The organism is Bradyrhizobium lablabi, from assembly GCF_900141755.1.
Lineage (GTDB): Bacteria > Pseudomonadota > Alphaproteobacteria > Rhizobiales > Xanthobacteraceae > Bradyrhizobium > Bradyrhizobium lablabi_A.
Map to the genome: position 1 here is coordinate 4,848,161 of NZ_LT670844.1, position 26,254 is coordinate 4,874,414.

Genomic DNA, 26,254 nt, shown 5'->3' on the forward strand with positions numbered 1-26,254 from the left:
AAGTGTAAGCGGTTTGGCGATAAGATCATGCGCCATTTTAATATTTTTTAGCGCTATCGGACGCAAAACCGGATTCCACTTTTGCTGATCGCGCTAATGCCTTCTGCATCGCCAGCGCTGCCTGATCCATCTGGCTGTCGATGTAGGGCGCGATTTCGTTCGGCAATACATCGACAATCCAGACCAGGCGCGTACGCGTGTCGCCATCGGCAAAAACCTGCACCGACGCGCTGTGTTGTTTCATTCGCTCGCTGATCACGGCATAGACCAACCGCCGTCTGGTCTCGTCGCAATCGACCAATAGTTCGCGCGCCACCGTGCCGTTGGCGAAATTCACGATGCGGGCATCGCCGTCGAGCCGCGCGTCGAGTACGAATCCCGGCACCAGCCGCCGGTGCAGATTGCCGAAGTCGTGAACCGCGCCCCAGACGTCAGCGGGTGAAGCGTCGATAGGGATGTCCTTGTGGATGGAAGCCATGGTGTTCTCCTTGCGCGAGGGATAGCCGTCGTCGCTTCTCCATTCCCGTCATCGCGAGCCAACGGGTCGCGCGAATGCGCGCCCGATGACAGGCTCCGCGAAGCAATCCACGGCCACAAAGAAAGAGTGGATTGCTTCGTCGCTACGCTCCTCGCAATGACGATGGTGAGGGCGGAATGCCAAATTGACTACGTGCAAACCGCCTCGACATTGTTGCCGTCGGGATCGATCAGGAACGCCGCAAAATAGCTCGGGCTGTAATCGGCGCGCGGGCCGGCACCGCCATTGTCGCGGCCGCCGGCCTTGACGCCCTCGGCGTGGAATTTCCTGATTGCCGCGTGATCGGGCGCACGGAACGCGATATGGGCGCCGGCGCCCGAAAGACCTTTGTGCAAATAGAGCCAGAGCGCCGGCTCGCCCTTGGGTCCGAAACCCGCGCCACTATCGTCGCGCGAGCACAAGACATAGCCGAGCGGCGCCAGCGCCGCCGAATAGAAGCGCACGCTGGCGTCGAGATTACCTACTTTCAGTCCGATGTGGTCGTACATGATGATCTCCGGTGAAACTTACGCGTTCGACAACGCGTCTGGAGATCACCCTAGTCAGTGCAGGGCGAGGCGTTCTTGGAGAATCTTGCGCATCCCGCGTGAGGCCTCGCGGAACCTTCGTGGCGAAACCCCTGCGGCACGATGGAAGGTACGGACGAAGTTCGAAAGATCGCCGAAGCCGACGTCATAGGCGACGTCAGTGACGGACCTTGCATCGTCGGCCAACAGCCGCGCCGCATGGCGCAGCCGCGAGCGCACCAGATATTGGTGCGGCGTCACCCCTAACACGCTCGAAAACAGCCTCAGGAAGTGGAACGGGCTGATATCGGCGTGAGCGGCGACGTCCTCCAGATTGATCTGTTGGTGCGAATGCGCATCGATCCACAGCGCCGTCTCCACCGCGCGGCGGCGATCCCGCGAGCTAGCCGGGGCGGGCTTGTGCGATCGCCCCGAGACCACCTCGACAAAGCGGCTCGCAAACATTTGCCCGATCTCGTCGAGGCCGACATCGCTGCGGCCGCAGGCGGAGGCTTGCGCCAATTCGCCGAGCACCATCAATTCGGGCAGCGGCGGCACGGCGCCGACCTGCCAGACGTCCTTGCGGTCGCCGATCGTCTCGACCAGTTCGGGATCCAGGAAAAACGACAGGCACTCGTCGCCGCAGACGTGTTCGTGGGTGCACATGAATTCGTCGCCGGGATGCCCGACCAGGATCGATCCCGCCACCAGCTCGAAGAACCGGCCGTGGCTATGGCAGCCAAAGCTGCCCTTGCGGACATAGGAGATCGAATGGCAGGCGTATTGTTCCGCAAACGGCTTGTCGCCCGGCGCGGCGCAGCACCGGAAGTCGGATACGGAAATGGAGCCGCGCTGGTGGAGGGCCGTTCTCGTCATGGGGTAAATTTAGTTCTGCGGCCGTGGCGGCGCAACGGGGAGCAGCACGTCGAACAGGGTTTTGCTCTTGGCCGGGCCTGCGCCCGCGCCCTCGATCGAGAGCAGCCGGCGCTTGGAAATGACGCCGCCATAGGGGGAAATCCGGTCGGCGTAGCCGCCCGCTTCAAGAACGCGGTGGCAGGGCACGATGATCATGAAGGGGTTTTTCGAAATCGCCTGCGCCACCGAGTGAACCGCGCCCGGAGCCCCGAGACGTGCCGCGACGTCACCATAGGTCCGGGTCTCGCCGCGCGGGATCGCGCGCGTGAGCTCGTAAACGCGCTGATTGAAGGGGTGGATGCCGGAGATATCGAGCGTGACGTCGGAGAAATCGGCCGTCTCGCCGCGCAGCAACGCGGTAATCGCCTCGATCGCAATTTCGACGTTCATCGGCGCGCGCAGTTCGCGGGCGTCGGGATAGAGCTGAAACAGCCGCTTGCGGGTTTCGATCTCGCGCGCCTCGGGAAGCTGCACGCCCAGAATCCCGGAATAGCCCCATGCGATGCCGCATCGGCCGATACCGGTATCGAATATGGAGTAGCCTCGCCCCGCCATGACACCACGCCCCGGCAGCGATCATAACACTGTCGTGTTCCGGCGCATCTGGAATCTTGAGGATCGGATAAAATGGGGGCGAGGGGGCAAATCGACAAAGCGGGGCAAGAAAAACGGCTCCGTGCGGGCGCGCCGGAGCCGTTCGTGGTGCCGCCAAGGGCTGGCGGGCTATTCGCCCTCGGTGCCGATCGCGTAGGCGGTCTCGCCGTGAACCGCGTCGTCGCCCACTTTCAACGTCGCCTCATCCATCCGTAACGGGACGATGAACGAGATCACCTTGAGGATGATGAAGGTCGCGATCACGTTGTAGACGATGATGAAGGCCGCGCCCTCCGCCTGCAGCAGCAGTTGGTTGGCGTTGCCGTAGAGCAGGCCGGTGACGTTGACGCCCGGCGCCTCCTTGTCGGTGCCGATATACATCAGCATGTCGGGATTGGCGAAGATCCCGGTCAGCAATCCGCCGGTGAGACCGGCGATGCCGTGGGTCGATAACACGCTCAGCGTATCGTCCACCTTCATCATGAAGCTGGCTTTCTGCAGCTTGTTCATCGCGAGCCAGGGAATGATGCCGGCGACGACGCCGATCGCGATCGCGCCCAGGCCATCGACATAGCCCGCGGCAGGCGTAATGGCGACGAGGCCTGCGATCATGCCGTTGACGGCACCTAACACCGACGGCTTGCCGTAGGCCATCTTGTCCATCAGCGTCCAGACCAAGAGCGCCACCGCCGTGCAAGTGTTGGTGTTGAGCACGGCAGCGCCGGCATCGGCGTTGGCGAAATAGGGGTCGCCGCCGTTAAAGCCGTTCCAGCCCAGCCATAGAATTCCGGCGCCGACCAGCGTCATCAATAGGCTGTTGGGCGGGAAATGCTCGCGATCGGCCTGCAGCCGCGGACCGACCAACCATGCGGCAACGAAGCCCGAGGTGCCGGCGGCGAGATGGATGACGTAGCCGCCGGAAAAGTCCGCAACCCCCATGCCGGCGAGCCAGCCGCCGCCCCACAGGCTGAACGCCCCGACCGTATAGACCAGCGTCATCCACACCGGGCAGAAGATCATCCAGGCCGTAAAATTCATCCGGCCGAGCACGGCGCCGGCGAGGATGATGACGGTGATGGCGGCGAACACGAACTGGAAGAAAATCAGTGTCGCCATCGGAAAGGTCAGCGGCGGCATGCCCGATGCCGCGGCCGGAACGATTGCCTGGCCGGTGATAAATGATGCCGATGTCGCTAACCCCGGCTTGCCGAGGAATGGAAACCATTGCTCCCCGAATGCCATGTTGTAATCGAACAGGACCCAGACGACGAGGACCGACGCGAAGGCGTACATCGCCATGAAGGCGGAGTTGATCGCCCATTTCTTCTTGACGATGCCGCCATAGAGAACCGTCAGCCCGGGAATACTTTGCAGGCCGACGAAGGTTGCCGCCGCGAGCTGCCAGGCGTTATTGCCAGTATCCAGCCATTGTGGTGATGGAACGAGTGCCATGAGCCTTCCCCCAATCGAGTTTGTTATGAACCAAACCGAATCTGCGCCGGCGGCACAGACCAGCGTTGGAGTAAAACGCAAGGAATATACCACTCATCTCGGCCCTATCCGGCATTGACGGGACAGCGGTTTTCCATAAAGTTCGTACGCCGGGCTTAGATTGATGTGATCAAATAATATGCAAATGATCATGAAATAGGCACGAAGAAGGTAAAAACGACTCGGGCGAGGGGACCGGTGATTCTGACCCGGCTAGCGGCGGGAATTAGCGCATTGGCGGTCGGCATGGCGTCGCCCGCGATCGGCGCAGAAGCGCCGCGCGGCGAGATTCCCGTCACCTGCACCAATATCGCGAGCGGCGCGAACTGGCAGATCAGGATCGACTACGACAAGGGCACGGTGGATTCCAATCCGGCCCGCATCAGCGACGCGCAGATTTCCTGGCACGATGCCAGCGACGGCGGCAACTACACGCTTGACCGCAAATCCGAGAAATTGACGGCGATCGTCGCGTCGAGCACAGGCGGCTATTTTGTCTACCATCGTTGCAAGCTGGAGAATTGAGGCCGTGATGCCGCAATCCTGCGGCGCGGTCACCGCGTTACTCTTCCGGGTCATGCTCTTCTAAAAAATTGGAGCGGCGTCGATGGCTCAGCGCCTTTCCGGCGTCAAGGTAAGCGTCGGGTTCTGTTCCGAGACCGGACCGCGCAAGCGCAACGAGGATTTCGCCGGCGCCGTTTTCGGCCCGGAATTGCCGCAGCCGCGCCGCGACGTGGTGGCGGCGATCTCGGATGGCATCGGCGGCGCCAAGGGCGGCCGCGAGGCGGCGGAGATCGCGGTGCGCGGTTTCCTCGATGGATTTTGCGATCTGCCGGAGACCATGGAAGTGCGGCGCGCGGCCGCCACCGTCATCGATGCGCTCAATGGCTGGATCCACTCGGAGGGTCAACGCGATCAGCTGTTGATGGGGATGGGATGCACCTTCACCGCGCTGGTGCTGCGCGGCCGCATCGCCCATGTGCTGCATGTCGGCGACACTCGCGCCTACCGGCTGAGCCGCGACCGCCTGACCCTATTGACATCAGACCATGTGCGGCCGGGCGGCGACGGCCGGTCGAACATCCTGACCCGCGCGCTCGGCGTCGAGACCGAGGTGCGGCTGGACTACACCAGCCAGCCGCTGGCGCAGCACGACCGCTTCCTGCTCTGCAGCGACGGCGTGCACGGCACTCTCGCGACGGAGGCGATCGCCGACATCATGCGCCAGCGCGTCTCGTCGGAGGATACCGCGCGCGAGCTGGTCAGGGCTGCGCTTGATGCAGGCAGTACCGACAACTGCACCGCATTGGTGCTCGACGTGGTCGGTCTTGAAACGGCTGAAACCACCGACATCGGCGCCGACATTGCGAAATTGCCGCTCATTCCAGTGCCGCAGGGCGGCGAGACCGTCGATGGCTTCGTGCTCAAGGTGCTGTTGTCCGACGGACGCTACACCCGCCTGTTCGGTGCCGAGGACGAGGTCGAGGGCGGCGAGGTGGCGTTGAAATTTCCCAAACCCCGGATGGTCGACGAGGCCAAATTCCGCGAGACTTTTGCCCGCGAGGCATGGGTGGGCTCGCGCGTCAACAGCCCGTGGCTCGGCCATGTCATCGAACTGCCGCCGGGGCGGCAGAGCTGTCTCTACACCGTCATGCCGCTTTATGAGGGCGAGTTGCTGGAGACCCGGCTGACGCGCCGCCCCGGGCTCGGTCTGGAAGAAGGACGTAACATCGCGATAAAACTTGCGCGCGCGGCGGCGGCGCTGCACCGCGCCGGCATCATCCATCGCGACATCAAGCCGGACAATGTCATTCTCGAGCGCGAAGGATCGCTGAAACTGATCGATTTCGGGGTGGTGCGCATCCCCGGACTGGAGGATGCCCCGCCGCAGGACATACCCGGTACGCTAGCCTACATGGCGCCGGAAATGCTCGACGGCGAAGCGGGCACCGAGGCGACCGACATTTACGCGCTCGGCGTCACCATGTTCCGCGCCTTCGCGAGCGAATATCCGTATGGCAATGTCGACGCCATCAGCCCGCCGCGCCGCGAGCGGCCGACACCGCTTTCGGCCTTGCGCCCGGACCTGCCGGCCTGGCTGCAGGCAGCGCTCGCACGTGCGCTCGCCAAAGATCCCGCCGAGCGCTTTCCCGACATGACCGAATTTGCCATCGAGATGGAAGCGGGACCCGCGAGCGCGCCGCACGCGCCGAGCCGGCCGCTAACGCTCTATGAACGCTACCCCTTGCGATTTTGGCAAGGCATCTCCGCGCTGCTGGCGCTCGCGCTGCTGGTGTTGTTGCTTCGGCATTAGGGGTAAGCCTTCGCGAAAATTGATCCGGGCAAGTCCGCGCAGGCGCAAACTGCCGCTTGGCGTAACGCGCAGTCTCGGCTAAATCAGGGGACGACCGCGGGCGTAGTTCAATGGCAGAACGGCAGCTTCCCAAGCTGCATACGAGGGTTCGATTCCCTTCGCCCGCTCCAAGCACTTAGCCCATTTTCAGGGTTCGGGTTTTGTCGTTGGTTTTGCACGTTACGTTCGCCTTTCGTTGATTTGCCGGATCAAGGCTTTCGTCGCCGCCGTGCGATCTACGTAGCGCCGGATGATCTTGGCGACGTGTTCTTCCTCCCACGCCAGTATTTCGGCAATCACGCGCTCGGGTATGTTCGCGGTGTAGAACTTGGTGACCGCCGTTCCCCTCAGGTCGTGGAAATGCAGGTTGCGCTCATTCATCTTGGCTGCGATCTTGGCCCGGTTAAACGCGGTGCCGAAACCGTTGGCCGTCCAGGGCCGGCGCCGGACGTTCGTTAGGATCGTTGTCGATCGCTTCGGAATCCCCTCCAGAACCCGCCGCAAATCATCGTAAAGAGGAATCATTGCCGTGCGACGATGCTTGCTCTTACCGGTGGTGATCGTGATTGCGTCGTCGCCGACGTGCGACCATGATAGCCGCAATAAATCGCTGAGCCGCAGTCCGGTATGGGCGGCGAGATCGACAGCATGACTGATATCCGCAGAGCATGTTTTCTTAAGCTGTGCGATGTCGGCTTCGGTCCAGATGATCTCCGATCGGTTGGCGCTGTAGAGCTGCTTAATACCTTCGCAGGGATTTCCGGCGATCTTGCCGAGAGGGTCTACGGCATATGACAACACACGCGAGAGAACTTGCATGGCGTAATCCGCAGTCCGTGGCTTGTCGGACCACTGACTCCGCCAGAGACGGATGACGGGCCTGATTTTGTCCGGGCGATCGAATTGCGCGATACGGAGATCGCCGAAGTACTGGCCTATACGATCCAGCCACCGCGACCAGTTGCGTTTAGTAGAATCGGCGAGGGCCTTGTAGTCCCCACTGGCCTTATAAAGGGTAACGAGCGATCGGAACCGGGCCGTATCTGGCGTTCGGTGGTTTTCGACCGCCTCATTATAGGCGGCCATGAATTCAGGAGAACCGGGCTCACCGCGAAGACGCGGGCCGCCGCGCCATGCATAATAGTAAGTCTTTCCTTTGGAATTGACCTTTGCGATGCCCTTCAAATCAACTCTGACCATGCCGCGCCGCCTTGAAAGTTACCAGTTCTAGGTCCAGTTCGTGCTCGGACGTTTGCGGGCTGTCGCCGATCGTTACAATGATGATCTTTCCAGCCTTGTCGATTTCAACCCGCTGTATTTCAATGCCAGCAGCGATTGCCCCACGCAACGCGCGTGTGACATCTTGTTGTTTGAATGTGCAAGGGCGACGGGCCATTCATAAGACCCGCAAGCGGAAGAACAGCCGAAAGTAGTTTATCGATGGTGGAGGAAGTTTCGGCATCGTATTCCAGAGGTGAATGCGACCTCTGAAATTGCCGCGCGTGCAATTCCAGTACGCGGCATCTAGGTTTACGAGCTTCAACCATTTCGAACAAGCGCTTGCCGCAAATAAATTTCGTGAATTTATCCCGTGTTTTCAATAGTTTCGCCTTTTCAACTCGGGCTGCGTTTGCAGGCGACCTGCAAGTGGATCGAGTTTTTGCTGTATTACCTGCAAGCTTGCCTGCAACTCTTGGCTCGCTGCGATCCGAGCTTCCAAGGCTTCCAACAGTACGGTCATGTATCGTGGAATCTGGCGGCCGCGAAGAGGGCCGAACCGAGCCGGACGAGCCTTCGTATCTCAAATGGCCGGTGTTACTTGTCCTGCCTCCGACTTCGATCCTACCGAGCTGAAGATTCGGCATCACGATACGAGTTTGATAATTTTTTGTGAATTTTCGCACTGTTAAAAGATGAGGAGGGGGCATTGCAAACCTTCGGTTTTGCTACATCCTAGCCGACTCACGTAGTGTTGTTGCATTGGCCAAAGCATAGACCAAACAAAAGCCTTCCACCGACCTTTCTACGCGAGCCCACGAAATGGCGGCTCAACTAAAAGCGGACCTTGATACTCTTAAGTCTGAGATGGGCATCACATGAGCATTCTCCACGTCAACCAAATCGATGGCGCATTGCATCGTTTATTCGATAGCAAGATCGATCTCAGTGATGTGCAGCCCGCTACTCCCGCCGGGACAAAGGCTTTCCTCACCAGAGCACTTGCAGCGTTTGCCATCATGCAGCTCGTTGGTATCTCCGCCGATGACGCTGCGCTTGCCGTTACGGACGGCACCGGCGACAACGGAATCGATGCGCTTCACTACGATCGCCTGACGAAGACGATGTTTGTGGTTCAGGCGAAGTGGCACTCGGACGGCAATGGCGCGTTCGACCGTGCAGATATGCTTAAATTCACGAAGGGATTTGAGGACCTCGCGGAACAGGAGCTTGCCAGGTTCAACGCCAAGGTCAACGCTAAGGCTGACATGATCAAGGAAGCGCTGCACGACGACAAAGCTAAGTATGTGCTGGTCCCCATCCACACGGGGACGAACGATCTTGCCCCTGAAGTCCAGCAGGATCTCGACGACTGCCTTGCGAAATATAATGACACAATGGACACCCAAGCATCCGACCTTCTGGAAGTTAGGCTGCTTAAGCAGGGCGACGTGCACGCCCTGGTCGCCCGAGGAACGCAAGGTGACCCTATCGATCTAGAAGTGGCGCTTTTTCAATGGGGCGAGGCAGTCGATCCGTACTCAGTGTACGGGCAAGTTGCCGCAAGCGACGTTGCAAGCTGGTGGAAGGACCACTATCCGCAAATCGTGTCACAGAACATTCGCATGTTCCTTGGGGCGGATACGGAAGTAAACGTCGGTCTCCAGACCACTCTACTCAACGACCCCAAGCATTTCTGGCACTTTAATAACGGTGTCACAGTCATCTGCCGCGAGATCAGTCCCAAGATGGTTGGCGGCAAGAGCAAGGAAGCAGGCTACTTCAACTGCTATGATGTCCGAATCGTTAATGGAGCCCAGACCGCCGGATCGATTGCTACTGCATACGACAAGAAGAAGGACGCAGTAGAGCAGGCGCGGGTCCAAGTTCGGTTCATTGCTGTCGGGAACGGTCAGGAAGCATTGCTCGGCGATGAGATCACCAAGGCTACCAACACCCAGAACCGGATCAATCCCAAAGACTTTGTCTCACTCGATCCCGAGCAGAACCGTCTACGCACAGAGCTCATGATCGAAGGCGTCTTCTACAACTACAAATCAGGAGACGGCTCCATACGTGACCAAAAGACCACGGACATCGAGGAAGCAACCGTTGCCCTCGCGTGCGGCAGTTCCGAGCTTTCGCATTCCACCCTTGCCAAACGCGAAATCGGCCGCCTTTGGGAGGACACCACAAAGCCCCCCTACAAGGCGCTATTCAACCCGAGCGTATCGGGCCTGAAGCTTTGGCAATCTGTTAGGATACTCCGCCTCGTCGAGAATGCGTTGAGCACTAGGCTTGCTGCGGTAAACGGCCGAGAGGAAGGGTTCTTTATTCACGGAAACCGGTTCATCGCCCACAATGTGTTTCAGCGTCTGCCCGCCGCGATTGTGAACGGTTCAACGCCACTGCAGGCTAAAATCGCCGTGGACGTGGCTAAGCTTGTCGACGACATCTACAACGGTCTTTCGGCTGAGGCGAACAAGCTTTACCCGCAGGCCTATTTGGCTCAGCTGTTCAAGAACCAGCAAAAATTGACTGCCATATCGAAGGCCATGGCATCAAAACTCTGACGTATGTGAGGAATTGGCACTATTTCGATGGCGAGTTGGGCCGGTGAAAGTCCTCGGGCCAGTACTATATCACAGGCCGTGGTGAAAAATATCGAGCTTCATGCTTCGACACCGCAGCCGCAAGGATATGGATGGTAAGCCGATTGGCTTGAGGACATTCGATGCTTCCGAGCTGGCTTGATGCGGGGGCTCGGGCGAGCCTGTCCAGCTTGCAGGGATGGCGACGAGGCTTCAGATTTGCAGGTTTCCTGCAAGCCCGGGTGTCTTACAGGGCGGCGTAATGCTTTGGTCTTACAGTAGATGGGGCACATCTTGTATTTTGATAGGAAAAGCGGTGTGCGTTACCCGCGATTAGCAGAATCGAGTTTTTTCCCGGTTTTCGTGCGGTGCAAATCCCTGAAGAGAATCGGTCTTACGTGTAAGACGGTGTTGCACTATTCGGCGTTTCTAACGGCGGGTGTGCTTCATACTCAGTGCTCTTAATCTCGGACCAATTGAAATTGGAAATTTTTTATAGGGATTTTCGCACTAATACATATAGGGAGGGGCGATCTGCATCTCCTCGGTTTTGCTCCCGATTGAATGTCCGCTATTGGGTTGCCGGCTCAACCGGTCGACGCAACACAGGCGCTAAATCTCTCTGCTGGGGTTTCAAATTGCAAGGTCTCACGTGGTCGTTCGTTTAGCTGACGAGCCACTTTGTTCAGGTAGGCTTGTGAGTGCACCGACAAGTCGGTGCCCTTCGGAAAGTACTGTCTCAGCAGGCCATTGGTGTTCTCGTTCGACCCGCGCTGCCACGGGCTTTGCGGATCGCAAAAATATACGTCGATTTTGGTCGCCAACGTAAAGCGACGATGATCCGTAAGTTCCTTTCCCCGATCCCAGGTCAGGGACTTATACAGCTCCTTTGGTAGCTTCTTCGCCTGCTTGATGAGCGCGGTGACGACCGTTCGGGTGTCCTTACCGGCCACCTTGGCCAACATCACGTAGCGCGTATGACGCTCGACCAAGGTCGCGATGTAGCTGTTGTTCGGCCCGGACAGCAGATCGCCTTCCCAATGGCCAGGCACCGCTCGATCTTCAACCGCCGCCGGTCGCTGGCGGATTGAGACGATATCCTTGATATGCCCCCGTCTATCGCCATCCGGATCGACCGGCTTGGAGCGACGCATCGAGCGCTTCGATCGAAGATGACTAAGCAGCTCTTTCTTGAGCACGCCACGGGTTTGTACAAATAAGCTGCGGTAGATCGTCTCGTGTGACACCTGATTACACTCGTCTTCAGGATGCGTTCTCTTCAGCCAGCCGGCTATCTGCTCGGGTGACCAATCCAATCTGAGCTTCCCCGCGACAGCTCGCCGTAGCCGCGGACTGCTCGCCAATTTACAGCATTTTGGACGACGAGCTCGCGCCCAGGCATTCTCGTCCGCAAGCGTCGCTCGGTAGCGATCATAGCCGCCATTGCGGCTCATTTCCCGGCTCACCGTCGAGGGTGAGCGGCCAAGCAACTTGGCGATCGATCGGGCCGATCGATGTGCCGTAACACCTCTGGAAATCACCTCGCGTTCCGCGAGCGTCAATGCCAGCCTGGAGCGACGCCGCTCGGCAGGACGAATCCCACCATGCGGAGCCACCAAAAAATAGATCGACGATGACTGCTTACCAAAAGCGCGTCCGATCGCCTTTAGCGACTCCCCGCGCTTCCAGCGATCCCATAACTCCGTTTTCTCTGCCGCAGTAAACCCTCTATGAAATTTGTGAGCCATCAAACCACACTCCATCTCTCCTTTAAGATAAAGTGTTGCGTCAACCGGTTGAGACCACCGGTGGAGATCGGAAGTCGCTCGATCATGGCGCCATGTCCGAAAAGTGCCAACAACGGAAGTCGCCTCTTTCCTATTCGATCACCTCGTCGGCACGGGCGAGAAGAATGGGCGGCACCTCTAGACCTAGCGCCTTGGCGGTTTTGAGGTTGATCACGAACTCGAACTTGGTTGGCTGCTGCACAGGTAGATCAATGGCCTTCTCGCCCCGGAGTATCCGATCTACATACGCCGCTGCCTGTCGGAATTCATCCACGATGTCGGGGCCGTAGGAAACAAGGCCTCCCGCGTCGGCGTAAAACCGAAACGCATAAATCGCGGGCAGGCGATATCGAGCCGCCTGTTCGACGATTAGTTTGTAGTGAAAAGGCAGGAAGCTGTCCGGCGGGATGATCAAGCCCGAACCCGGCTCTCCTCCGAGCCGCGCCATCACCGCTTCGATCTCCCCGGACGCATGAACCGGCGTCGTCACGGTTTCCATGCCAAACCTTGGAGCAGCCTCCTGCGCCGAAGGAACGAATAGTGGCGCAACGGGGGTCGCGCCCGGGTTGAACATAATTGCGACGCGCGTGACGTGCGGGGCAATCTCCTTAAGCAGTTCCAACCATTTCGCTCCCATACTCGGCTCAAAAGTCGTGAAACCGGTGGTATTGCCGCCCGGATGTGCGAGGTTCGCAACGCCGGCCGGCTCGCTGACCCCCACGAACACGATCGGCGTCGTGCGGGTCGCCTGCTGCACGGCCCGCAAGGCCGCTCCGGAACTGACGACCATTACGTCTGGTGTCAGTCGCAGTAAGTCCGTTGCGGCGGCGCGCGCCCGCTCGTCTTCTCGGACGCCGAAACGATAGTCGATCTGAACGTTGCGACCGACCTTCCATCCCAGCTTCTCGAGGCCCTGCTGAAATGCGGTGGTGCGAACCAGGGTTTGCGGATCAGTCTCGGAGAGAATAACCAAGACGCCGACGCGCCGCTTCTGGTCGGGCTGTTGTGCACGCACGTCCGGCGGCCACATCACTGCCGCGCCACCGAGAAGCGTGATGAACTCGCGTCGCTTCATTGTTGTTCCGTCCCCGATGCTCCAACCGGAGCGTAAGCACTTTTCAGCATAAGTCCAAGCGGCCGGATGTCCGAGTCGGGTCAATCGCTCCACTTTGACCGTGCGCCGATCACTTCCGGTCTTTCCCACTTAGCGGACATTTTCCATGTCCGTCGGCATGTCTCAAAGGTGCCACAAGCCGACGTGTCCCGGCCGCTTATCCGATGACCTCGTCGGCGAGTGCGAGCAGCTTGTCTGGAATGGTGAGGCCGAGCGCCTTCGCAGTCTTGAGGTTGATGACCAACTCGAACTTGGTCGCCTGCTGCACCGGCATATCGGCCGGCTTTTCTCCCTTGAGTATCCGACCGACATATATTCCTGTCAGACGAATAAGGTCGACGGGGTTGGTCCCGTAACTTATCAAGCCGCCGGCTTCGGGGTACTCGCGCCATGCCGCAATGGAAGGGATGGCATACCGGGCGGCCAGAGCTGCGATTTGCCAGCGCTGGCTGAAATAGTACGCATCGGCCCCAATCACAATCGCGCGGGCACCTAGGGCGATCAGATTCGGAAATAAAGCATCAATTTCATCTTGATGTTTCGCCTCAGCAACATGCAGCTCCAGCCGCAGAGATCGCGCCGCGGCTTCAACCTCCCGGCGTTCAGCCTGTTCAAATGGATTTGCTGGATTTGTCAGTAGCGCGATAGTCGCCGCGGTGGGTATCAATTGATGCAATAAATCGACCCGCTTTGTGACCACAGGGACCTCAAGCATAGCAAGCCCTGTGATGTTGCCTCCCGGGTGCGCGAGGCTCGCGACGAGCCCGAACTCGACGGGGTCACCCCCTATCATGAACACTATTGGAATGGTTTGTGTAGCTGCCTTCGCAGCGAGCGCCGCCGCTGTGGATCCCGGCACTGCGATGGCAGCAACCCGACGACCGGCCAGTTCGGCCAATATGCCCGGCAAGCGTTCGTGACGGCCTTCCGCCCACCGCCATTCTATGACGACGTTCTTATTTTCGACGTAGCCGGCTTGCGTCAGGCCTTGACGAAATGCGTCCTCAAAACGCGTGTTTTCCCCACGCTTGGCGAGACGCACAACACCGATGACGGGCATGGGCTGCTGCTGCGCGGGCGCAGTCAATGGCCAAGCGACGGCGGCGGCGCCAACCGCGGCTATCAACTCTCGCCGTCCGATTGTGGCTGGCATTTGCCTCTCCTCCGAGGGCTGCCTACCAATGGCAATGATACCACGCCGCGAGCATACTGTATTCGAGGTCAGGCCAGGCTGGATGCAGTGCTTCAGGGCCGGAGCAATGTCTCCTCCGGGTCAAAAGGCGAAGTGGTGAGCCTTCCGGCCCATGTCCGCTATGAGGGTAAGACCAGACCCGTTGTCGCGAACTGCGACAGTACGCGCTTTACCTGGGCAGCATGCCAAGCACCGCCACGAGGCGCGGTTATCCCTCTTTGATTAAGGCCGGATGCCACGGCGCAGAGCGATTGAGCACCGCTATTCTGGATTTCAAGGATGGTGGTACGTAAATCGGACGCCCGCCGAACGGCTTTATTGGTTCTTGCGGCCCGCGCCCGCGCAAGGTCGTTGCAGGTTCCTGCACGGTTTCGGAATCCCCCAAGGCGGACGCCCCGGGCTTTGGCCGCCGCTAGGGCCGCCCGGGTACGATCCGAGATCATTCGGGCTTCGTGCTCTGCGACGGCCGCTAGGATATGGATGGTAAGCCGATTGGCTTGAGGAAAATCGACGGCTTCAAATTCGACACCCGACTCCATGAGATTGGATACGAAGGCGACGCTTCGGGCGAGGCGGTCCAGCTTGGCAATGATCAGGGTGGCCCGATGGAGGCGGCACGCGGCAAGTGCCTCCGCAAGCCTCGGACGATCATTTTTACGCCCGCTTTCGACTTCGGTGTATTCGGAGATCAGATCGCCGCCATCGCTTAGCCGATCATTTACGGCCTTCCGCTGGGCATCAAGGCCGAGGCCGGACCTACCTTGGCGTTGGGTGCTTACCCGGTAGTATGCGATATAGCGGGTGTTTCGCATTGGATGCTCTCCGTAACATTTCGTGCAACGTCGGATGCACGAAGCGTTACAGAGGGCGATTCGAGCCGCCACTCAAGTTTTGTAACAGGCAGAGGAGCAACTGTTCGTCTCGGCGACGTCGCTGGTGTATCCATGTCGAAAAAAGCATCGCTGTTGATAACGCCGTTTGCGAAAATTCTCCTGCGTCTAGCCGTATTAGAATTCGAAAGCGACGCGCGTACTTCTTGGCACACACGCCGCCCTCTCAATTAATAAAGTCCAATAAGATGTACTTAAATGATATCACGTTGAAGTAGGGACAGCTCGGGAGGCTGTGAACTACTGATGAGTTTAAAGGGCGGCACCTGAATCGGGGAATGAAGGGAAATGTCGGACACCTTAAAAGCAGCACTGATCGCACTTGTAGGTACGGCCATATTGGCTCCGTTAGTAGTTAGATGCCTCGCGTGGTTGGGGGAAAAGCGCTCTCAATTACTGGTAGTTTTGACCTGGAATCAAGCAGGGAAGTGCGACTATCTTGAAGCCATAACGAGCAAGCTGATCCTAGGCAGCAAAGAATTTCGGGAAGCTGCAAGTGTCGACGAAAGTAGGTGGAGGGATCTTAGGATATTTCGAACGTTCTTTTCCGCGCAGTCGTACATGCGGTTTGTTATTCTAAACAATAGCCGCAAGAAGTTGTCTCACCTAACCCTCTTTGACAATGAATGGAGCGACCTTTTTCAAATCGACCAGGGACCGACGATCTCTGTTGAGAGGGGGCAACCAATGGTGCTGGGTGATGTACAACCCGGGAGGGAAATCGTGCTGCACCTATGGTCGTCAAGCAATATCCCCGTTTGGAATCCGGATACCAGAAAGCGGTTTAAGTTCTCAGCTGATGAGTTAGATCGGGTAAAAATCAAAGAGCCCATGCAAGAATTTCTGAAAAGGAGATATCAGCATCGAATTTTGAAGTATTTAGCAATTAGCACCTGGGCGACCTTAGTCGGGTTAAGCGGGCTCGCGTACTTTGGTGGCGACATTCACATTGCTATCAAGTGGTAATAGAATGCATTGACTTTATTACGCGGCAACCGCGCTTATCACTATGTGGGTTCAGGCCGGAAAATCCGGAAGCACAGATCGATAATTCGCCGGACTTCTTCGGATATGAGGCGCGCCCGCTAAGCGGAAGGAGAACACCGTGAAACCGACCGGCCAGACCCTCATTCGTAAGACTATCGCCAGCGGCTTAATCGCGATGGCTTGTTTCGCGTTGACGCCGCGTACAATGGCCCAATCACTCTCGACTGAGGGCATCGTAAAGCTTGCCAACTCAAACATGGAATATTTCAGTCAAGGCAAAGGCGAAGCCATTGTGCTGCTTCCTGGCGGGACCTTGACCGTAGGTTACTTTGACGCCATGGCCACAGCACTCGCTGCGCAGGGGTATCGAGTGATCGGCGTCAACTTTCGCGGGTCCGGGAAAAGTACAGGGCCCAGCGAAGGGGTCACGCTCCAAACCAACGCCGATGATGTTGCCGGTGTCATAACGGCGCTCAATGTTAGTCCCGTTCATCTAGCCGGTAACGATTTTGGAAACCGCGTAGCCCGCATGCTCGCCGCGTCGCATCCGGAACTGGTGCACAGCGTCATCCTTATTGCGGCTGGTGGAAAAATCCAGCCGAAGCCCGAGGCTTCTCACGCGTTGGAGGTCATATTCAACCCGGCGTCCACGGAAGCGGAGGTCCTCTCCGAGATGAAGTATCTCGTGGCCAATGAGGCGGATGCCGCACGAGTGTGGAAAATCTTGAACGCTTCGCGTGACCCTAAGGCTGGTGCCATAGAAGAGGCGGCTGCAAAGGCGACGCCGCTTGCGGCGTGGTGGGCACCCCCGGGAAACACCAAATACTTGATCTTGCAAGGAGCGGACGACCAAATCGCTCCACCGGAGAACGGCGTTTTGCTTCAAAAGGAACTGGGGCCCCGTGCGACCGTAGTGAACGTACCCGGCGCGGCGCATCTGTTGCCGATCGAACTGCCAGCAGTCGCGGCATCTCACATCGTCGAGTTCGTTAAATCTGTTGGTAAGGCGCCCTGATAGCTCGGGCGATTGTGAAAACTGTCCGAAGTCTGTTCAGGGTCAATCGCGTCGTTTTGACCCTCCGCCGACTACTTCCGGTCTTCCCTCGTAAGCAGACATGCTCCGCCTCAACCTGACGGGCTGTAAACGGTTTGAACGCGGCGCTGGAGCGGTCTATAAAAAGCGTCTCGGGGTAATCCGCCGACATCACGATGACACAACGATGCGAAACTAAAATCAGGTCGAAAAACACGAGAAGTACCTGATTTTATTGAATAAGTTAGCGGTCGTAGTTCAATGGCAGAACGGCAGCTTCCCAAGCTGCATACGAGGGTTCGATTCCCTTCGCCCGCTCCAGGCCCCACCGGGTAGGGGCAGGCAGACCTGACCCCCGCTTTCGACGGCAGGGCCGGAAGGCTGTCATGCAATCCGGTGACACGGCCACGCTGATCCGGACAAGTGCATTTACCCGATCTTACAGACTTGTCCGTTAGGGTCCCCCGCGATCGCGGTATCTCCGCCGTTGCGGTGTGGTTAACAATGTTCAAGATTTACACGTGCATTGCCTACGCCCACGATTTGAGGCTGGTCGGTCTTGCGGCCCTGGTGTGCGTGCTGGCGTCATTTGCGGCGATCAACCTGCTTCGCCATGCCCAAAAATCCTCAGGTCAGACGCGGGGCATGTGGCTGGCCGTGTCCGCCATATCTACCGGCTTCGGCATTTTTGCAACGCACTTCATCGCGATGCTCGCATTCACGCCGGGAATCCCGAGCGGCTACAACGTTGTTTTAACCATGCTGTCGCTGGTGGCGGCGATCTTGCTGACCGGCGCAGGGCTCGCGGTGTCGCTGACGCCGAACTGGCGCCACGGGCCGTGGCTGGGCGGCGCCATCGTTGCCGGGGGCATCGCAGCGATGCACTACACCGGGATGGCCGCATTTGAAATCGAGGGCACCATCCTGTGGGATCCCGTGCTTGTCGTCACATCGATCGTGCTCGGCGCGGCAATCGGCGCGGTCGCACTTCCCGTCGGTCTTCATGGCAAGGAAGAGAAGTGGAAGATCGGCGGTGCCCTGCTGCTGACGCTGGCGATCTGCAGCCACCACTTCACCGCGATGGGCGCGGTGTCGATTATTCCCGATCCGACCATCGAGGTTTCGCCATCGGCACTTCCCGCTGGACTGCTTGCGATCGGGGTGGCGATCGCGAGCGTCGCCATTATCGCCCTGGCGCTGGCGGGCGTCGTGCTCGATATCCGCGATCAAAGGCGTTCGGAACTCGAGGTCGAGCGGATGCGCGATCTCGCCGATGCTTCGGTCGAGGGGCTTCTGGTTTGCGACGGAGAGGCGATCGTCTCGGTCAACACGAGTTTTGCGCATCTCGCCGGATTGCCGGCCGCCACGCTCGTCGGCGAAAAGCTCGAGTACTGCTTTCCGGACCAGGCCGCGCGCACTGAGCTATTGTCGGGATCGAACAAAACGGTTGAAACGGCGTTGCGCCATCTCGACGGCTCGACGACCCCGGTCGAATTGATCCTGCGGTCGATCGTTTACGCCGGACGGCCGCACCAGGTCATCGCGGTCCGCGACCTGAAGGCGCGCAAGGACGCCGAGCAGCATATCTATTTCCTGGCGCATCACGATGCGCTGACCTCGCTCCCGAACCGCAGCCATTTCAATGCGCGGATCGACCAGGAGATCGCGGCATTGACGGCGGGCAAAAGCCTCGCGGTGCTGTGTCTCGACCTCGACAAGTTCAAGGAAGTCAACGACCTGTTCGGACACACCACCGGCGACAAGGTGTTGCAGATGGTCGCTTCACGCGTCACCGCGGTGCTCGGTGAACGGCAGATGATGGCGCGTCTCGGGGGCGACGAGTTCGCCATCCTGATGCCTGATGTTGCAAATCCCGCCGCCGCCAGCCGGCTTGCCGAGACTATCCTGGAAGCGCTGCGCGCCTCGAGCGATGCCGCGGACACCCGCATCGCGACCTCTATCGGCATCGCGCTTTGTCCCGACGACGCGGCGGACCGTCACTCGCTTCTTACCCACGCCGATACCGCCCTCTACCGCGCCAAAAACGAGGGCCGCAACACCTATCGCTTCTTCGAGGCAAAAATGGGCGTCGAGGTTCGCGAGCGCCGATTGCTCGAGCACGATCTCCGTCATGCCATCGCGCGCGACGAGTTGCGGCTGGTGTATCAGCCGCAGAAGGTGGTCCTGAGCGACACCATCAGCGGCTTTGAGGCATTGCTGCGCTGGAGACACCCGACGCGCGGCGAAATCTCGCCGGCCGTTTTCATCCCGATCGCCGAGGAGACCGGCGCGATCCTGCAGATCGGGGACTGGGTGTTGCGAACCGCCTGCCGCGAGGCCGCCAGCTGGACGCAGCCGTTGAAGATTGCCGTCAACGTCTCGGCGGTGCAGCTCTACAACGCAAGCTTCGTCGGGGAATTGCACCAGATATTGCTCGACACCGGCCTGCCGCCACGCCGGCTGGAGATCGAGATCACCGAGACCGCGCTGGTTCGCGATTTCAACCGGGCGCTTGCCATGCTGCGGCAAATCAAGGCGATCGGTATCGCCATCGCGATGGATGATTTCGGCACCGGCTATTCGTCGCTGTCCAATTTGCGCGCGTTTCCGTTCGACCGGATCAAGATCGACGGCTCCTTCATCAAGTCCGTCAATTCCAACGGTCAGGCCGCGACCATCGTGCGGGCGGTATTGGGGCTTGGCCGTGGACTCGGCCTTCCCGTGATCGCCGAAGGCGTCGAGACCGCCGCTGAGCTGAAATTCCTGCAGGACGAGAGCTGTACCGAGGTGCAGGGATATTTGCTCGGCCGTCCGGCCGCAATCGGCAGCTTCCGCCACTACACTCACGGCGACGTCGCTTTGGACGAGAGCGACGATGTTACCATGCGGCCGGCGCAGCGCGCCTGAACCGGAAAATCGGGTACCATCTCACCCGTGGTGGGTGCGATGATGACGGTGCCAGCGCGGTTGCACATACGGCTCCACGGACGCATTGCCGCTCTGCCAGCCGCTGCGATAGGAGCCGGGGTAGGTGACGGGATTGCCGGGGCCGTAGTTTTGGCAATTCGCATTCGGGTAGTACTGCGCGCAATAGCCGGGTTCTTCGACAACGGGTTGCGCCAGCACCGGCGTGGCAAACGCAGCCGCGGCAACCGCGGCGGCGCCGATCAATGCGAATCTCATCTCTGTCTCCTGCATCGGTGTGAGCACAGAAGATGGGAACGCGTCTTCCGTTTCGCCAATTGGCTTTTGGCTCGCTCTTTGAAACGTGATAGCCGGTCCACCCGAGTTCACGCGAGTGAAATCGGCCCACCCGCGCGCAGCGGGCACCGCCGCCCCGGCATGACCGGGGCAGCCGCATCGCCGTTCGCCGTTCGTCATGCGCCCTGCGGCACCTGATCGAGAAATCCGGTGATGCTTCGGATCTTGCCATCCTGCACCACCGCGAAATCGGTGCCCTTGATCGGACTGTCCGCGCCCTCCGGTCCGAGGCCCCAGGAGAAGCGGACATGGTCGCCATATCCGTTGGGCTGGCCGAGCAGCGTAAAACGGAAATCCGGAAAGCGCTGCTGCACGTCCTCGATCAGCGCGTCGACGCCGTCATGGCCATCGCCTGACATCAGCGGGTCGATATATTTTGCGTCCTTGGTCCAGTGCTGGCTGAGGATCTCGCGCCGGCGGCTTGGCGTCCGCTCGTTCCACAGGTCGATATAGCGGCGGGCGACGATATTCATATCGGTCATGTCTCTCTCCTTCGATGTTAGCCGGATCGACCGGCTGACCGACTATCGAAGGTTCGCGCGGCGTGATCGATTACCTCTGAGGTCAAGGATTTCGTTTGTCGCCGTCACGGAAACTTGCGGAAAAATTCCCGCGCGGCCCGAATCCGCACATTTGGATGCCAACGCGGCCTATCTTTCCGCATCCGTTGCGCGTACGGTCGCTCTGTCGCAAGACGATGGCGCTGAAACTTAGAGCGGACTGCGGGCAGACCCGGGGGCAGTACCCGGCGCCTCCACCCTAGCAGCTTGAGCTTAAAGGTCTCATTTTCGATGAGATCGATTTTGTCGGAAGGCAAAATCCCTGGGCTGCTACGGCGGGGGCGAAACAGGATCGATGGTCGCGAAGAAGCTCTGAATTGTGCCCGGCATGATACCGCCGTTATCGGGTCAAAAACCTAAATGCAAACGATAACGTTGCATTGAACGAAGTGCGCCTCGCGGCGTAACCTGTTCGGGGTTGGTCCACCTGGCAACAGAACGGCCATCGCCGCGTCAACCCTCGGGTTGGCGCGGCTTTGTTTTGTGGCGATAGCAGCGCTCGTCACGATGATCGTGCAGCCCTCGATTTCCTATCCTACGGCCTTCGCCGCCGCCCTTCCCGCGTTGCGGCCCGAAAACAGGCAGCCGCCGAGAAACGTGCCTTCCAGCGAGCGGTAGCCGTGCATGCCGCCGCCGCCGAATCCTGCGGCTTCGCCGGCGGCATAAAGCCCCGGCATGATGTTGCCGTCGCTGCCGAACACGCGGGCGTCGAGATCGGTCTCGAAACCGCCGAGTGTCTTGCGGGTCAGGATGTTGAGCTTTACGGCGATCAGCGGGCCATGCGTGGAATCGAGAATCCGGTGCGGCTTTGCGGTGCGGATCAGGCGGTCGCCGATATATTTCCGCGCATTGTGGATGTTCATCACCTGCGCGTCCTTGACGTAAGGATTGGCGATCTCGCGGTCGCGCGCCTCGATCTGGGCCTTGAGATCGTCGAGCTTCAACAGATTGTCGCCGGCAAGCGCGTTCATGCCGGTGACCAGATCGGCAAGGTTGTCGCGCACCACAAAATCCGCGCCATGGCGTTTGAAGGCTTCGACCGGCGCCGGCGCGCCCTTGTTGGTGGCGCGGCGCGCGGTCATCAACCAACTCTTGCCGGTCAAATCCGGATTCTGCTCCGAGCCTGAAAGGGCAAATTCCTTCTTGATGATGCTCTGTGTCAGCACGAACCAGGAATAATCATAGCCGGTCGACATGATGTAATGCAGCTGGCCGAGCGTGTCGGAGCCGGGATAGAGCGGCGAGGGCAGCCGCTTGCCGTGGGCGTCGAACCACATCGACGACGGTCCCGGCAGGATGCGGATGCCGTGGCGCGGCCAGATCGGTGACCAGTTCCTCAATCCCTCGACATAGTGCCACATCCGGTCGCGGTTGATCAGCCGGGCGCCGGCTTCCTCCGTGATGCCGATCATCCGGCCGTCGACATGTTCGGGCACGCCGGAGATCATGTTCTTGGGCGCATCACCAAGACGCTTCGGCCAGTTCTGCCGGACCAGCTCATGATTGCCGCCGATGCCGCCGGAGGCAATGATCACGGCCTGGGCGCGCAACGAAAAACCGCCGATGATTTTGCGCGAAGAGCTTTTGCCCCGCGCGACGTTATCGGGCTCGAGGATCGAGCCGGTGATGCCGTCGACGGTGCCGCCTGTGATCGAGAGCGCATCGACACGGTGGCGGAATTTGAAACTCAGCACCCCACGCGCCTGCGCCTCGCGCGCCCGCCGCTCGAACGGCGCGACCACGCCCGGGCCGGTGCCCCAGGTGACATGGAACCGCGGCACCGAATTGCCGTGGCTCATCGCGTCATAACCGCCGCGTTCGGCCCAGCCGACCACCGGGAAAATACGGTGACCCATCGCGCGCAGCCATCCGCGCTTTTCGCCGGCCGCGAATGCCACATAGGCCTGCGCCCAGCGCCGCGGCCAAAGGTCTTCGTCGCGGTCAAACCCCGCCGAGCCCATCCAGTCCTGCAGCGCCAGCTCAAAACTGTCCTTGATGCCGAGCCGGCGCTGTTCCGGGCTGTCGACCAGAAACAAGCCGCCGAACGACCAGAAGGCCTGGCCGCCAAGGCTTTGTTCGCCTTCCTGCTCGACCACGATGACGCGTTTGCCGGCGTCGGCGATTTCGGTCGCGGCGACGAGGCCCGAAAGGCCCCCGCCGACCACGATTACGTCTGCATCGTCAGCCATCGTATTTCCCCCGGTCCCGAACCGATTGAAGACCGCGGCGTTTGCCGCGGTCAACGGCAAACGCTGCCTTGCGCGCCACTCCAACGCTTAAGGAAATATTAACTTGTTCCGCTTTGGGACTTTTCGCGCCAAGGTGCAGCGCGCCGGCAACACTCAATTTGAATTTGTTTTGAGCCATCGTTTGCATCTGGACAAAAACACATTCTCGCAACAGGCTGGCAACCATCTTGCATCACGCAGAATCGGGTTCGACAGGTTTCAACCGGGGCAGGACATGAAATTTGCGACGGGGTTGCTCGCGGCGGTTCTCTTTCTGGCAGGGGTTTCGGCCAGTCATGCGGTGGTCCGGATCGGCGAGGATCGCGGCGGTCGGATCGGCACCTACGTCGACAAATATCAGGGCCTGCGCAGTTCCGGCGAAACCGTCATCATCGACGGCCTGTGCGCCTCGGCCTGCACCATCGTGCTCGGCGCGGTTCCCCATGACAAGATCTGCGTAACCTCCAACGCCACTTTGGGATTCCACGCGGCGTGGGACTTTGGCGCCAATGGCCGCGCCATCACCAACCCCGAAGCCACGCAGATGCTGTATTCGATGTATCCCTCGCAGGTCCGGCGCTGGATCGCCGCGCGCGGCGGGTTGACCCCGCACATGATCTTCCTGCGGGGCAGGCAATTGATGAGCATGTACAAGCCCTGCTATCTCGATGCGCAGGCGTCCGCGCCGCGGTCGTCGCGCCGCGACCGCAATTCGCCTCAGCAGGACGTGATCAGCCCCGACGCGGGCGTGCTTGCCCGGCAGCCCGACTAGCTCTATCTGAATAGCACAAGCAGGTGAGCGGCAACGCCGCTTAACACTGTCGGTTCAGATGGTTGCCCATGGCCCAGCCTATTTCCACGCAGCAAGCGCCCGCCGTGCTGAGCTCGCGGAGGGTCGCGCCGGCGATCGTGGCGGGCGGAGCAGCTCTCGGCGCCGCCGTCCTGCTCGGTGCGCTGGCGCTCTGGTTCCATTATGGTACGGCGGTGTTCTTCGCGACGATCGCCTCAGGCATCTCCGCCTGCTTCTGATCCTGCAACAGGAAATCTTATGACAGATCGGATGATGGACCGGACCACCCGCCCGCTGGTCATCGTCGCGGCATTCTCCGGCAGCCTCTTGGTTGGACTGGTGCTGATCCTGTGGGCGCTCGGGGGATTGCGGCATGTCGCAGCCCCCGCCGCGATCGGCGGCCCATTTCAACTGACCGACCAGGCCGGCCAGACCGTGACCGACAAGAACCTGCAGGGCCGCCCGACCCTGATCTTCTTTGGCTTCACCCATTGCCCCGACGTCTGCCCGACCTCGCTGTTCGAGATTTCCCAGGTGCTCAAGGCGCTCGGCAAGGATGCCGACCGCGTCAACGCCTATTTCATCTCGGTCGATCCCGAGCGCGACACCACTTCGGCGATGAAGGATTATCTGTCGAGTTTTGACCCGCATCTGGAGGGCCTCACCGGCAATCCGGATGAGGTCGCGAAGGTGATTTCCGAATTCCGCGTCTATGCCCGAAAGGTGCCGCTGAAGGACGGCGACTACACCATGGACCACACCGCGCTGATCTACCTGATGGATCGCGACGGCAAGTTCGTCGCGCCCTTCAACCTCAAGCGCACGCCCGAGGAAGCCGCGGCCGATTTGAAGCGGTATCTTTGAGCGGGCGCGGCTACGTCGTTCTCCCCTCCCTCCACGCGCATCGCGCGTGGCGGGGAGGGGTCGGGGGTGGGGGTGGCTCCGCAACCTCGCTGCGCGCAGGAGAGCGAACGGAGAGACCCCCCACCCCCGACCCCTCCCCACCGCTTCGCGGGGGAGGGGAGAAGAAGAGCCGCAGTTTCGAGGCCGACAAACGATGCTCGCCTTATCGGGTGGATGGTCTATAAGGCCGTCGACTTCCAGACAAAACCGCCGGTAATGCGCCTATATTCACGCTCACAGCTCAACCTAAGATGGCTCCGGACCGTCCGCGCCGCGGCGGCATTGTCGCTTGGCGCGCTCGCTTGTGCGGCCCTTTCCGGCAGCGCGGCGTACGCGCAAAACATCGCAAAACCCGGCGCCGAGGCGGCGCCGCAAGCCGTTCCCGGCTTCTGGGACCCGAGGCGCCGCCCGGACCGGCCCGATCTGTCACGCATCTCGGTGATCAGGTTTCTGACCGAGACCGACTATCCGCCGTTCAATTTCACCGGCCCGGACGGCAATCCCGCCGGCTTCAATGTCGATCTGGCGCGGCAGCTTTGCGAGGAAATCAAAGTCACCTGCACCATCCAGATGCGCCGCTTCGAGACCTTGCTCGATGCGATCGCCAGCAACCGGGGTGACGCCATCATCGCTTCGCTCGCGGTGACGCCGCAGCTGCGCGCCCGCGTCGATTTCACCGATCCCTATTACCGGGCGCCGGCGCGGTTCGTGTCGCGGCGCGACGCCGTGATGCCGGAAATCCGCCCCGAATATCTCGAGGGCAAGAAAGTCGGCGCCGTCGCCGGCTCCGCGCATGAGGCGTATCTGAAGGCGATGTTCACCGACGCCGAACTGCATTCCTATCCCAATGACGACGCGCTGCGGCTGGCGCTTCGGCGCGGCGAGGTCGACTTCATCTTTGGCGATGCGATCTCGCTGGCGTTCTGGATCAACGGCACTGATTCCGGCGAATGCTGCGCGTTCTCGGGCGGGCCGTTTGTCGAGAGCCGCTATTTCGGCGAAGGCATCGGGATTGCCGTGCGCAAGGGCAACGATCTGTTGCGCCAGGCGCTGAACTGGGCGCTGTTCCGGGTCTGGGAAAAGGGTCGTTACACTGATTTATGGCTGCGCTATTTTTCGGTCAGCCCGTTTTAAATACTGTCGTCCCGGCCTTGAGCCGGGACCCATGACCCCAAATCTCAGCGGAGAGCAGGCCGCGGCCCCAGCCGAGCGTAGCGTTGACATCGGTGGTTATGGGTCCCTGCTTTCGCTGGGACGACGGCTGTAATTTTGCATTTGTTCGCGGAGACGTTTAGTTTCCGCG

Annotated in this window: 25 protein-coding genes, 2 tRNA genes and 1 other RNA gene; 13 read left to right on the plus strand and 15 right to left on the minus strand. The window is 60.0% G+C overall.

The window, feature by feature from the left end; genetic code table 11:
* Positions 1 to 37 precede the first annotated feature (37 nt).
* From B5526_RS22525 to B5526_RS22545, 5 genes are all read right to left on the minus strand, one after another.
* On the minus strand, positions 38 to 478 hold the full coding sequence (locus B5526_RS22525; RefSeq protein WP_079541761.1) for an SRPBCC family protein: 441 nt from the start codon (positions 476 to 478) through the stop codon (positions 38 to 40).
* 188 nt (positions 479 to 666) lie between these two features.
* Positions 667 to 1,026, minus strand: a complete 360-nt coding sequence (locus B5526_RS22530) for a VOC family protein (protein WP_079541764.1) — start codon at positions 1,024 to 1,026, stop codon at positions 667 to 669.
* A 54-nt stretch (positions 1,027 to 1,080) separates the two neighbouring features.
* Positions 1,081 to 1,920 (minus strand): helix-turn-helix transcriptional regulator, encoded by an 840-nt coding sequence (locus tag B5526_RS22535; protein WP_079541766.1) that lies wholly within the window; start codon positions 1,918 to 1,920, stop codon positions 1,081 to 1,083.
* 9 nt (positions 1,921 to 1,929) lie between these two features.
* Complete coding sequence (locus B5526_RS22540; protein ID WP_079541768.1) at positions 1,930 to 2,514, minus strand: methylated-DNA--[protein]-cysteine S-methyltransferase; 585 nt, start codon at positions 2,512 to 2,514, stop codon at positions 1,930 to 1,932.
* Positions 2,515 to 2,682: 168 nt separating this feature from the next.
* On the minus strand, positions 2,683 to 4,005 hold the full coding sequence (locus B5526_RS22545; RefSeq protein ID WP_079541770.1) for an ammonium transporter: 1,323 nt from the start codon (positions 4,003 to 4,005) through the stop codon (positions 2,683 to 2,685).
* Positions 4,006 to 4,290: 285 nt separating this feature from the next.
* On the opposite strand from B5526_RS22545, the gene B5526_RS22550 reads away from it, so the two are divergent.
* The 3 genes from B5526_RS22550 to B5526_RS22560 all read left to right on the plus strand — a co-directional run bounded on the left by B5526_RS22550 (position 4,291) and on the right by B5526_RS22560 (position 6,528).
* Positions 4,291 to 4,569, plus strand: a complete 279-nt coding sequence (locus tag B5526_RS22550; RefSeq protein WP_079541772.1) for a hypothetical protein — start codon at positions 4,291 to 4,293, stop codon at positions 4,567 to 4,569.
* Between the two features lie 82 nt (positions 4,570 to 4,651).
* On the plus strand, positions 4,652 to 6,358 hold the full coding sequence (locus tag B5526_RS22555; protein ID WP_079541774.1) for a bifunctional protein-serine/threonine kinase/phosphatase: 1,707 nt from the start codon (positions 4,652 to 4,654) through the stop codon (positions 6,356 to 6,358).
* A 96-nt stretch (positions 6,359 to 6,454) separates the two neighbouring features.
* A tRNA-Gly gene (locus tag B5526_RS22560) sits at positions 6,455 to 6,528 on the plus strand.
* 49 nt (positions 6,529 to 6,577) lie between these two features.
* On the opposite strand, the gene B5526_RS22565 is transcribed toward B5526_RS22560, so the two are convergent.
* A complete protein-coding gene (locus B5526_RS22565; protein ID WP_079541776.1) occupies positions 6,578 to 7,597 on the minus strand; it encodes a tyrosine-type recombinase/integrase in 1,020 nt (339 codons plus the stop codon).
* Positions 7,584 to 7,793, minus strand: a complete 210-nt coding sequence (locus B5526_RS22570; protein WP_079541778.1) for a hypothetical protein — start codon at positions 7,791 to 7,793, stop codon at positions 7,584 to 7,586. The genes B5526_RS22565 and B5526_RS22570 overlap by 14 nt, the downstream gene beginning before the upstream one ends.
* Positions 7,794 to 8,493: 700 nt before the next feature.
* Between B5526_RS22570 and B5526_RS22575 the strand changes: the two genes are divergently transcribed.
* The gene (locus B5526_RS22575; RefSeq protein WP_079541780.1) at positions 8,494 to 10,188 is read left to right on the plus strand and encodes an AIPR family protein; all 1,695 of its coding nucleotides are present in this window, start codon (positions 8,494 to 8,496) and stop codon (positions 10,186 to 10,188) included.
* A 605-nt stretch (positions 10,189 to 10,793) separates the two neighbouring features.
* Here B5526_RS22575 and B5526_RS22580 read toward each other — a convergent pair.
* From B5526_RS22580 to B5526_RS22595, 4 genes are all read right to left on the minus strand, one after another.
* Positions 10,794 to 11,954 carry an IS30 family transposase gene (locus tag B5526_RS22580; RefSeq protein WP_079544645.1) on the minus strand — a complete coding sequence of 387 codons (1,161 nt, stop codon included), beginning with the start codon at positions 11,952 to 11,954 and terminating at the stop codon, positions 10,794 to 10,796.
* Between the two features lie 130 nt (positions 11,955 to 12,084).
* The gene (locus tag B5526_RS22585) at positions 12,085 to 13,068 is read right to left on the minus strand and encodes an ABC transporter substrate-binding protein (protein ID WP_079541782.1); all 984 of its coding nucleotides are present in this window, start codon (positions 13,066 to 13,068) and stop codon (positions 12,085 to 12,087) included.
* 196 nt (positions 13,069 to 13,264) lie between these two features.
* Positions 13,265 to 14,260, minus strand: a complete 996-nt coding sequence (locus tag B5526_RS22590; protein WP_079541785.1) for an ABC transporter substrate-binding protein — start codon at positions 14,258 to 14,260, stop codon at positions 13,265 to 13,267.
* 158 nt (positions 14,261 to 14,418) lie between these two features.
* The gene (locus B5526_RS22595) at positions 14,419 to 15,111 is read right to left on the minus strand and encodes a recombinase family protein (RefSeq protein WP_079541787.1); all 693 of its coding nucleotides are present in this window, start codon (positions 15,109 to 15,111) and stop codon (positions 14,419 to 14,421) included.
* A gap of 366 nt (positions 15,112 to 15,477) precedes the next feature.
* On the opposite strand from B5526_RS22595, the gene B5526_RS22600 reads away from it, so the two are divergent.
* From B5526_RS22600 to B5526_RS22615, 4 genes are all read left to right on the plus strand, one after another.
* Positions 15,478 to 16,155, plus strand: a complete 678-nt coding sequence (locus tag B5526_RS22600; protein ID WP_079541789.1) for a hypothetical protein — start codon at positions 15,478 to 15,480, stop codon at positions 16,153 to 16,155.
* Between the two features lie 139 nt (positions 16,156 to 16,294).
* Complete coding sequence (locus B5526_RS22605; protein ID WP_154071390.1) at positions 16,295 to 17,191, plus strand: alpha/beta fold hydrolase; 897 nt, start codon at positions 16,295 to 16,297, stop codon at positions 17,189 to 17,191.
* Positions 17,192 to 17,456: 265 nt separating this feature from the next.
* A tRNA-Gly gene (locus B5526_RS22610) sits at positions 17,457 to 17,530 on the plus strand.
* A 183-nt stretch (positions 17,531 to 17,713) separates the two neighbouring features.
* Positions 17,714 to 20,116 (plus strand): bifunctional diguanylate cyclase/phosphodiesterase, encoded by a 2,403-nt coding sequence (locus tag B5526_RS22615; protein ID WP_079541793.1) that lies wholly within the window; start codon positions 17,714 to 17,716, stop codon positions 20,114 to 20,116.
* 21 nt (positions 20,117 to 20,137) lie between these two features.
* Here B5526_RS22615 and B5526_RS22620 read toward each other — a convergent pair whose 3' ends face one another.
* Positions 20,138 to 20,392: a hypothetical protein gene (locus B5526_RS22620; protein WP_154071391.1), complete on the minus strand. Its 255-nt coding sequence runs from the start codon at positions 20,390 to 20,392 to the stop codon at positions 20,138 to 20,140.
* A gap of 194 nt (positions 20,393 to 20,586) precedes the next feature.
* A complete protein-coding gene (locus tag B5526_RS22625; protein ID WP_079541797.1) occupies positions 20,587 to 20,952 on the minus strand; it encodes a nuclear transport factor 2 family protein in 366 nt (121 codons plus the stop codon).
* A gap of 165 nt (positions 20,953 to 21,117) precedes the next feature.
* Between B5526_RS22625 and ssrA the strand changes: the two genes are divergently transcribed.
* Positions 21,118 to 21,480, plus strand: a transfer-messenger RNA (tmRNA) gene (ssrA, locus tag B5526_RS22630).
* 80 nt (positions 21,481 to 21,560) lie between these two features.
* Here the strand turns inward: ssrA and B5526_RS22635 are convergent.
* Both B5526_RS22635 and B5526_RS37825 read right to left on the minus strand, forming a co-directional pair.
* Positions 21,561 to 23,219 carry an FAD-binding dehydrogenase gene (locus B5526_RS22635; RefSeq protein WP_079545194.1) on the minus strand — a complete coding sequence of 553 codons (1,659 nt, stop codon included), beginning with the start codon at positions 23,217 to 23,219 and terminating at the stop codon, positions 21,561 to 21,563.
* Positions 23,212 to 23,445 (minus strand): hypothetical protein, encoded by a 234-nt coding sequence (locus tag B5526_RS37825; RefSeq protein ID WP_154071392.1) that lies wholly within the window; start codon positions 23,443 to 23,445, stop codon positions 23,212 to 23,214. The genes B5526_RS22635 and B5526_RS37825 overlap by 8 nt, the downstream gene beginning before the upstream one ends.
* 48 nt (positions 23,446 to 23,493) lie before the next feature.
* Here B5526_RS37825 and B5526_RS22640 point away from each other — a divergent pair, with 48 nt between their 5' ends.
* The 4 genes from B5526_RS22640 (at position 23,494) to B5526_RS22655 (ending at position 26,085) form a co-directional block, all read left to right on the plus strand.
* Positions 23,494 to 24,030 carry a hypothetical protein gene (locus B5526_RS22640; protein ID WP_079545195.1) on the plus strand — a complete coding sequence of 179 codons (537 nt, stop codon included), beginning with the start codon at positions 23,494 to 23,496 and terminating at the stop codon, positions 24,028 to 24,030.
* A 68-nt stretch (positions 24,031 to 24,098) separates the two neighbouring features.
* On the plus strand, positions 24,099 to 24,287 hold the full coding sequence (locus tag B5526_RS22645; protein WP_079541799.1) for a hypothetical protein: 189 nt from the start codon (positions 24,099 to 24,101) through the stop codon (positions 24,285 to 24,287).
* 34 nt (positions 24,288 to 24,321) lie between these two features.
* Entirely contained in the window at positions 24,322 to 24,912 is a 591-nt protein-coding gene (locus tag B5526_RS22650) for an SCO family protein (protein WP_079545196.1), read from the plus strand.
* Positions 24,913 to 25,167: 255 nt separating this feature from the next.
* Positions 25,168 to 26,085, plus strand: a complete 918-nt coding sequence (locus B5526_RS22655; protein ID WP_079545197.1) for a transporter substrate-binding domain-containing protein — start codon at positions 25,168 to 25,170, stop codon at positions 26,083 to 26,085.
* Positions 26,086 to 26,254 lie beyond the last annotated feature (169 nt).

What these genes read in the sequence shown, in the direction of transcription:
- B5526_RS22540 (WP_079541768.1), bottom strand. Translation starts at nt 2,514, where the DNA reads ATGGCGGGGCGAGGCTACTCCATATTCGATACCGGTATCGGCCGATGC.
- B5526_RS22595 (WP_079541787.1), bottom strand. Translation starts at nt 15,111, where the DNA reads ATGCGAAACACCCGCTATATCGCATACTACCGGGTAAGCACCCAACGC.
- B5526_RS22620 (WP_154071391.1), bottom strand. Translation starts at nt 20,392, where the DNA reads ATGAGATTCGCATTGATCGGCGCCGCCGCGGTTGCCGCGGCTGCGTTT.
- B5526_RS22580 (WP_079544645.1), bottom strand. Translation starts at nt 11,954, where the DNA reads ATGGCTCACAAATTTCATAGAGGGTTTACTGCGGCAGAGAAAACGGAG.
- B5526_RS22565 (WP_079541776.1), bottom strand. Translation starts at nt 7,597, where the DNA reads ATGGTCAGAGTTGATTTGAAGGGCATCGCAAAGGTCAATTCCAAAGGA.
- B5526_RS22635 (WP_079545194.1), bottom strand. Translation starts at nt 23,219, where the DNA reads ATGGCTGACGATGCAGACGTAATCGTGGTCGGCGGGGGCCTTTCGGGC.
- B5526_RS22535 (WP_079541766.1), bottom strand. Translation starts at nt 1,920, where the DNA reads ATGACGAGAACGGCCCTCCACCAGCGCGGCTCCATTTCCGTATCCGAC.
- B5526_RS22530 (WP_079541764.1), bottom strand. Translation starts at nt 1,026, where the DNA reads ATGTACGACCACATCGGACTGAAAGTAGGTAATCTCGACGCCAGCGTG.
- B5526_RS22645 (WP_079541799.1), top strand. Translation starts at nt 24,099, where the DNA reads ATGGCCCAGCCTATTTCCACGCAGCAAGCGCCCGCCGTGCTGAGCTCG.
- B5526_RS22585 (WP_079541782.1), bottom strand. Translation starts at nt 13,068, where the DNA reads ATGAAGCGACGCGAGTTCATCACGCTTCTCGGTGGCGCGGCAGTGATG.
- B5526_RS22575 (WP_079541780.1), top strand. Translation starts at nt 8,494, where the DNA reads ATGAGCATTCTCCACGTCAACCAAATCGATGGCGCATTGCATCGTTTA.
- B5526_RS22640 (WP_079545195.1), top strand. Translation starts at nt 23,494, where the DNA reads ATGAAATTTGCGACGGGGTTGCTCGCGGCGGTTCTCTTTCTGGCAGGG.
- B5526_RS22600 (WP_079541789.1), top strand. Translation starts at nt 15,478, where the DNA reads ATGTCGGACACCTTAAAAGCAGCACTGATCGCACTTGTAGGTACGGCC.
- B5526_RS22550 (WP_079541772.1), top strand. Translation starts at nt 4,291, where the DNA reads ATGGCGTCGCCCGCGATCGGCGCAGAAGCGCCGCGCGGCGAGATTCCC.
- B5526_RS22555 (WP_079541774.1), top strand. Translation starts at nt 4,652, where the DNA reads ATGGCTCAGCGCCTTTCCGGCGTCAAGGTAAGCGTCGGGTTCTGTTCC.
- B5526_RS22655 (WP_079545197.1), top strand. Translation starts at nt 25,168, where the DNA reads ATGCGCCTATATTCACGCTCACAGCTCAACCTAAGATGGCTCCGGACC.
- B5526_RS22525 (WP_079541761.1), bottom strand. Translation starts at nt 478, where the DNA reads ATGGCTTCCATCCACAAGGACATCCCTATCGACGCTTCACCCGCTGAC.
- B5526_RS22615 (WP_079541793.1), top strand. Translation starts at nt 17,714, where the DNA reads ATGTTCAAGATTTACACGTGCATTGCCTACGCCCACGATTTGAGGCTG.
- B5526_RS22570 (WP_079541778.1), bottom strand. Translation starts at nt 7,793, where the DNA reads ATGGCCCGTCGCCCTTGCACATTCAAACAACAAGATGTCACACGCGCG.
- B5526_RS22650 (WP_079545196.1), top strand. Translation starts at nt 24,322, where the DNA reads ATGGACCGGACCACCCGCCCGCTGGTCATCGTCGCGGCATTCTCCGGC.
- B5526_RS37825 (WP_154071392.1), bottom strand. Translation starts at nt 23,445, where the DNA reads ATGGTTGCCAGCCTGTTGCGAGAATGTGTTTTTGTCCAGATGCAAACG.
- B5526_RS22545 (WP_079541770.1), bottom strand. Translation starts at nt 4,005, where the DNA reads ATGGCACTCGTTCCATCACCACAATGGCTGGATACTGGCAATAACGCC.
- B5526_RS22625 (WP_079541797.1), bottom strand. Translation starts at nt 20,952, where the DNA reads ATGACCGATATGAATATCGTCGCCCGCCGCTATATCGACCTGTGGAAC.
- B5526_RS22590 (WP_079541785.1), bottom strand. Translation starts at nt 14,260, where the DNA reads ATGCCAGCCACAATCGGACGGCGAGAGTTGATAGCCGCGGTTGGCGCC.